This is a genomic window from Azospirillum sp., from assembly GCF_035628975.1.
GTDB lineage: Bacteria > Pseudomonadota > Alphaproteobacteria > Azospirillales > Azospirillaceae > Azospirillum.
On the sequence record NZ_DASPIS010000083.1, the window covers coordinates 62,669 to 69,263 of the forward strand.

General features: G+C 67.7%; 5 protein-coding genes. 2 read left to right on the forward strand and 3 right to left on the reverse strand.

Going from position 1 to position 6,595, the window contains the following annotated elements:
• Positions 1-4: 4 nt before the first annotated feature.
• The 3 genes from VD964_RS18450 to VD964_RS18460 all read right to left on the reverse strand — a co-directional run bounded on the left by VD964_RS18450 (position 5) and on the right by VD964_RS18460 (position 2,408).
• Positions 5-655, reverse strand: coding sequence for a response regulator transcription factor (locus VD964_RS18450; RefSeq protein ID WP_324869974.1), 651 nt, complete (start codon positions 653-655; stop codon positions 5-7).
• A gap of 173 nt (positions 656-828) precedes the next feature.
• Positions 829-1,290, reverse strand: coding sequence for a cytochrome c-550 PedF (gene pedF / locus VD964_RS18455; protein ID WP_324869975.1), 462 nt, complete (start codon positions 1,288-1,290; stop codon positions 829-831).
• A 251-nt stretch (positions 1,291-1,541) separates the two neighbouring features.
• The gene (locus VD964_RS18460) at positions 1,542-2,408 is read right to left on the reverse strand and encodes an SIS domain-containing protein (protein WP_324869976.1); all 867 of its coding nucleotides are present in this window, start codon (positions 2,406-2,408) and stop codon (positions 1,542-1,544) included.
• A gap of 277 nt (positions 2,409-2,685) precedes the next feature.
• On the opposite strand from VD964_RS18460, the gene edd reads away from it, so the two are divergent.
• Together edd and zwf are read left to right on the forward strand one after the other, a co-directional pair.
• On the forward strand, positions 2,686-4,506 hold the full coding sequence (edd, locus tag VD964_RS18465; protein ID WP_414637201.1) for a phosphogluconate dehydratase: 1,821 nt from the start codon (positions 2,686-2,688) through the stop codon (positions 4,504-4,506).
• A gap of 132 nt (positions 4,507-4,638) precedes the next feature.
• Positions 4,639-6,159, forward strand: a complete 1,521-nt coding sequence (gene zwf / locus VD964_RS18470) for a glucose-6-phosphate dehydrogenase (RefSeq protein WP_324869978.1) — start codon at positions 4,639-4,641, stop codon at positions 6,157-6,159.
• Positions 6,160-6,595 lie beyond the last annotated feature (436 nt).

Consider the following 6,595-nt stretch of genomic DNA (forward strand, 5'->3'; position numbering starts at 1 on the left):
CCCCTCACCGCCGCTCGGCCAACACACGGTTGGCGATCACCACCGCCTGGGTGCGGCTGTAGACCTTCAGCTTCTGCAGGATGGCGGAGACATGCGCCTTCACCGTCGTTTCGGTGATGCTGAGGTCGAAGGCGATCTCCTTGTTCAGCTTGCCGGTGCCGAGCAACTCCAGCACTCGCAGCTGCTGTGCGGTCAGGGTTGCGATGCGCCGCGCGATCTCCGCAGTTTCGGCGTCCTCCGCCTCTTCTGCGGCGGTCTCTTCCCCGGCGGACGGCGGAACGTAAAGCTCGCCGTTCAGCACCTGCCGCAGGGCCGCTGCAATGGCATCCCGCGGGGTCGATTTGGGGATGAAGCCGGCGGCTCCGCTCTCCATCGCCTCGCGAACCCAGCGCCGTTCCTCATGGGCGGACACGACGACGACCGGCGTCGCCGGAAAGCGCTGGCGCAGCGTGCGCAGCCCGCCCAGCCCGTTCATGCCCGGCATGTTGACGTCGAGAAGCACGAGGTCGAGGTCGCCGCGCTCCTCCAGCGCCTGCATGACGCTGTCGAGGCGGTCCGCCTCCATCACGTCGGTGGCCTGGCAGGAATAGAGAACCGCGCTGCGCAAAGCGTCGCGCACCATCGGGTGATCATCGGCAATCAGGATCCGGGTCATGGCCTGCGGTTCCCTGTGCAGCAGCGGGCGGGGCGGGATATGGTAAAAAGTCTCTCGCTCATTGTGTCAGACCGAAATGGGGGGGCGCAACACCGCGAATGACACGAATTGTTTTGTGCGCGAACATGCCGCACCGCCATCAGTGTTACCCCCTTCGGTCCCAGCCTCTGTGATCACTCCTCGTGCACGGTTTCCAACCAGGAGCGGATGGCCCACAGCGCCTCCTGCCCCAGCGCCTCGCCGAAGGCCGGCATGTAGGTGACGCCGTTGCGGATCGAGCCGTTGATCACGCGTTCCTTGTACCATTCGTCGCCGGCATCGCCCTTTTCCAGATAGCGCAGGTCGGGTGCGATGCCGCCGGACACGGCGCCCAGCCCATGGCAGCGTGCGCAATTCTGGTTGAAGGCGGAGGAGCCGATCTCGATGGCGCGCTGGTTGCTGCGGTAGGGATTGCTGTCGCGCCATTTGTCGCCCAGCTTCTCGAGTCCGCTGGTGTCGACCGCCTGCGGGACGACATCGCCATGCGCATGGACCGGACCGGGCAGCGCCAGTGCCAGCACTCCGGCCAGGGCAGCGGCATGCAGTGCCGGACGGCGACGGGGGAGGGGAGGCGGCGTGGCGGGGCTGAGCGTCATCGGTGCGTCCTCTTCCTGCATCCTTGCTTGTGGCCCCGCCGCAGTCCGATCGCCCGTTGTCCAAGGATTTGCGGGCATGCGGGACGGTTGCAGGGCCGGATTGCGGCCGAGGATAGCAATCGTTCGTTCGCTTAATTATTCGACAATGGTACAAGACCGCGAGGCGCCGCCGTGCTCAAGCCCGGCCGAACCGTCCGGCGGCAACCTGAACGATGGTCGGATGACGCATGCGGCAGAGTCGCGCGCTCCGGTCACGTCAGTGGCGGGAGCCGCCCGGCATTGATCGCCGCCTTCACCTTCGCCAGCTGCCGCACCGCCGGATCGCCGAGCCGCAGCGCCACGCCGGTCGACAGCACATCGATCAGCGTCAGGTGGACCAGCCGCGACGCCATCGGCGTGTACATCTCCGTGTCCTCCACCGGCTGGCTGGCGATGACCACGCTCGCCATGCTGGCCAGCGGAGACCGCGGGGCGGTGATCGCGACCACCGTCGTGCCCTGTGCCCGGGCCGCCGCCGCCAGCTCGTTGATCGCCCCGCTGCGCCCGGTGTTGGACAGCGCCAGCAGCACCCCGCCGGCCCCCATGTTGACCAGCAGCATGCGCGCCAGCACCGGGTCGGCGCAGGGCTGGGCATCGGCGCCGAAGCGCAGCAGCTTGTGCGCCGCATCCTGGGCCAACGCGCTGGACCCGCCGGTGCCGACGCACAGCACCCGCGGTGCCGCCGCCAACAGGGCGATGGCCCGATCCAGCGCCTGTTCGTCCAGCGTGGCGGAGGCGGCCGTCAGTGCCGCGGCGCTCGATGAAAAAATTTTTCGCGCCAGCGTGCCGACATCGTCGTCGGGCGCCACATCCTGGCTGACATAGGGCGTTCCGCTCCGCACCTCGTCGCGCAGGGCGTCGCGTGCCTGGCATTCGGCAAGCCGCAGCTTGAAGTCCGGAAAGCCGGCGCAGCCGACGCTGCGGCAGAAGCGCACGACCGTAGCCTCGCTCACCTCCGCCGCCTGCGCGAGCGATGTGACGTTCAGGTCCAGCACCCGGCGCGGTTCGGCCAGCACCAAATCGGCGATCTGTCCCTCCGACCGCTTCAACTCGCCTCGCAGCCGGCGGATCTCATCCAATATATCCAATGGTGCAGTGTTGGCGGCAGCGCTATTGACCGGGGGTGGCATGGCGTAAAGTTACTTTCCTGGAATGCCCCGCGGGGGGACGGCATCCCTGCTGGAAGCCGGCGTTCACTATGAAGAATTTTTCCGCGCATGGCGAGAAATCCAGCACCAGACCCCCATATATGAAAAAAATTTTCTTCACAGTCCGCCGCCCCTGGCGTATGGTCCGGTCCAGAAATCATCGCCTCCCTCTAACGGTCGAGACGCGATCATGAGCAAGCCCGCCCCCCTGAATTCTGTCGTCGCCCGCGTGACGGAGCGTATTGCCGAGCGCAGCCGCGACCGCCGTGCGGCCTATCTGGCCCGGCTGGAAAGCGCCGGCGGGAAGCCCCGCCGCCATCGCCTGGGCTGCGCCAATCTCGCCCACGCCTTCGCCGCCTGCGCGGCGGACGACAAGGCGGCTCTCCGGGGTGAGAAGCAGCCGTCGATCGGCATCGTCACCGCCTACAACGACATGCTCTCCGCCCACCAGCCCTACGAGCGCTATCCCGCCATGATCCGGGAGTCGGTGCGTGCGGCCGGCGGCGTGGCGCAGGTCGCCGGCGGCGTGCCCGCCATGTGCGACGGCGTCACCCAGGGTTATGAGGGGATGGAGCTGTCGCTGTTCAGCCGCGATGTCATCGCGCTGGCGACCGGCGTGGCGCTGTCCCACGCCACCTTCGACGGCGTGCTGTGCCTGGGCATCTGCGACAAGATCGTCCCCGGCCTGATGATCGGCTCGCTCGCCTTCGGCCATCTGCCGACGATCTTCGTGCCCGCCGGCCCGATGCCGTCCGGCCTGTCCAATGCCGACAAGGCAAAGGCGCGCCAGCTCTACGCCCAGGGCAAGGTCGGCCGCGAGGAACTGCTGGACGCCGAGTCCAAGTCCTACCACGCGCCCGGCACCTGCACCTTCTACGGCACGGCCAACACCAACCAGATGCTGATGGAGATCATGGGCCTGCACCTGCCGGGCGCCAGCTTCGTCAACCCCAACACGCCTCTGCGCGATGCGCTGACCGATGCGGCGGCCCGCCGTGTGGTGGCGATGACCGCCCCCGGCGCCGGCACGCCGATCGGCCGCATCGTCGATGAGCGCGCGCTGGTCAACGGCATCGTCGGGCTGCTCGCGACCGGCGGTTCGACCAATCACACCCTGCACATCCCGGCCATCGCTGCCGCCGCCGGCATCGAGCTCAACTGGGAGGATTTCTCGGAGCTATCGGCGGTCGTGCCGCTGCTGACCCGCGTCTATCCCAACGGCAGCGCCGACGTGAACCGCTTCCATCAGGCAGGCGGCATGCCCTTCGTCATCGGCCAGCTGATCGACGCAGGCCTCGTCCACACCGACATCTCCACCATCCTGGGCGAGGGTGGGCTGGAGCCCTACCGCAGCATGCCGGACCTCGACGAGGGCGGCGCCCTGACCTGGACTCGTGCCGGCACCGACCAGAGCGGCGATCCGACGGTCGTGGCCACCACCGCGGCGCCCTTCGCTGCCGAAGGCGGCCTGCGCGTGCTGACCGGCAATCTCGGCCGCGGCGTCATCAAGACCTCGGCGGTCAAGCCGGAACATCGCGTCGTCGAGGCCCCCGCCCGTGTCTTCGACAACCAGGAAGCCGTCCAGGCTGCCTTCCGTGCCGGCGAGCTCGACCGTGATGTGATCGTGGTCGTCCGCTATCAGGGGCCCGGCGCCAACGGCATGCCGGAGCTGCACAAGCTGACGCCGCCGCTGGGCGTGCTGCAGGACAAGGGCTTCAAGGTCGCGCTGGTGACCGACGGCCGCATGTCCGGGGCCTCGGGCAAGGTGCCGGCCGCCATCCACGTCACGCCGGAGGTGAAGGGTGGCGGTCCGCTCGGCCGTGTGCGCGACGGCGACATCCTGCGGCTGGACGCGGAGGCCGGGACGCTCGACGCACTGGTCGACGCTGCGGAGTGGGACAACCGCGGCGCCCCGCCGCCGCCGAGCGAGGATGCCTCCCACGGCTGCGGTCGCGAGCTGTTCTCGCTGTTCCGCAACAATGCCGGCCCGGCGGAGAGCGGCGCCTCTGTCCTCAACCTGCTGGGCTGATCCGGCGGAATTCCATAGACGTTCGGGTCGGCGCCGGGCCATGCCGCCCCGGATTGTGACCGGCCCATCCCTGTGGCACCATGACGCACGGGTTGCCTGAGGCACCGTGCCACCGACGCGAGAGGTCCGAAGATGCAACCCCGCTCCACCGTCGCCGCCCCCGCACTGCCTCCCTTCGACTACACCGTGTTCGGCGGCACCGGCGATCTGGCCCTGCGCAAGCTGCTGCCGGCACTCTATCTCCGCGACAAGGCGGGGCAGGTGGCCGACGGCAGCCGCATCATCGGTGTCTCGCGCAGCCCGCTGAGCCCGTCCGACTACCGCGCGAAGGCGGAGCAGGCGATCCTACAGCATGTCCACGCCGACGAGCGCGACATCGCCCTGATCGCGCGCTTCCTGGAACGGCTGGATTATGTTCCGGTCGATGCCACCTCCGACGACGGCTGGCGCGAACTGGCGGAACGGCTGGAAAACCCGCCGGCCCAGCGCGCCGGCGCGGTGCGCATCTTCTATCTTGCGACCTCGCCCGGACTGTTCGGCCCGATCTGCGATCAGCTGCGTGCCTTCGGTCTGGCCACCGCGGACTCCCGCGTCGTTCTGGAAAAGCCTATCGGTCGCGACCTCGCTTCGGCGCAGGAGATCAACGATCAGGTCGGTGCCGTCTTCTCCGAGCAGCAGATTTACCGCATCGACCACTATCTGGGTAAGGAGACGGTGCAGAACCTGCTGGCTCTGCGCTTCGGCAACTCCCTGTTCGAGCCGTTGTGGAACGCCAGCCATATCGATCATGTGCAGATCACCGTCGCCGAGACCGTCGGCGTCGAGGAGCGCGGCGGTTACTACGACCAGTCCGGCGCCCTGCGCGACATGGTGCAGAACCACCTGTTGCAACTCGTCTGTCTGGTCGGCATGGAATGCCCGATCTCGCTGGCCCAGGAATCGGTGCGCGACGAGAAGCTGAAGGTGCTGCGTTCGCTCAAGCCGATCGGGACCGACGAGATCGGCGGCTGCACCGTCCGTGGCCAATATCGCGCCGGTGCGGTAGCCGGCGGTGCGGTGCCCGGCTATCTCGACGAGCCCGGCATCCCGCCCGGCAGCGGCACCGAGACCTTCGTCGCGCTGAAGCTGGAGATCGACAACTGGCGCTGGGCCGGCGTGCCCTTCTACCTGCGCAGCGGCAAGCGCCTGCCGGCCAAGATGTCGGAGATCGTCATCCAGTTCCGCCCGATCCGCCATTCGATCTTCCCGCAGGCGGCGGGCGAGTTGCAGGCCAACCGTCTGATCGTCCGGCTGCAGCCCGATGAGAGCATCCGCCTGCACCTGATGACGAAGGAGCCGGGACCGGGCGGCATGCGTCTGCGTCCGGCCGCTCTCAACCTCAGCTTCGCCCAGACCTTCGGCGGCCGCTTCCCCGATGCCTATGAGCGGCTGCTGATGGATGTGGTGCGCGGCAACTCCACCCTCTTCATGCGCCGCGACGAGGTCGAGGCCGCGTGGCAGTGGGCGGAGCCGATCATCGACGGCTGGGCGGCCCGGCACGAGATGCCGAAGCCCTATATCGCCGGCACCTGGGGGCCATCGCAGTCCATCGCCCTGATCGAGCGCGACGGCCGCACCTGGCACGACGACGAGATCCCGTCGGCCGCCTTCTGAGCGGGGCGCTCGAAAAATCGACATGGTGGCGAAAAAAGTGCTTGCGCGGTTTGGGGGAGGCCGCATATAAGACGCCTCCCGACGCGAACGACGCCGGCGCCGCCGAAACGGCAGCGACCGGTACCGCGAACGGGAAGCCCGACAAACCGGCGCTTGTCACCTGAACCCCAGAGGTTCGGTGAGGCTCTCGGTTTCTGCATCGGGCGGGTTCTTTGACAAGTTTATACCGTGTTGTGAGAAGGGATGCGCAGGCGGCGGCAGTTGGTAGCCGTTGCGGCCTTGGGGTGTTGGGTTTCCGGAAGGGGATCGGCACGATGAGGATCGTCTGTGCATCTTTTGAGCAGAGAAACTGTATCAGTATCGACGTTTCAGGAGATCGCGTCAGGCGGTCCTGTCAGTCGTGGCTTCGGTCGCGATCTGAACCTGAGAGTTTGAT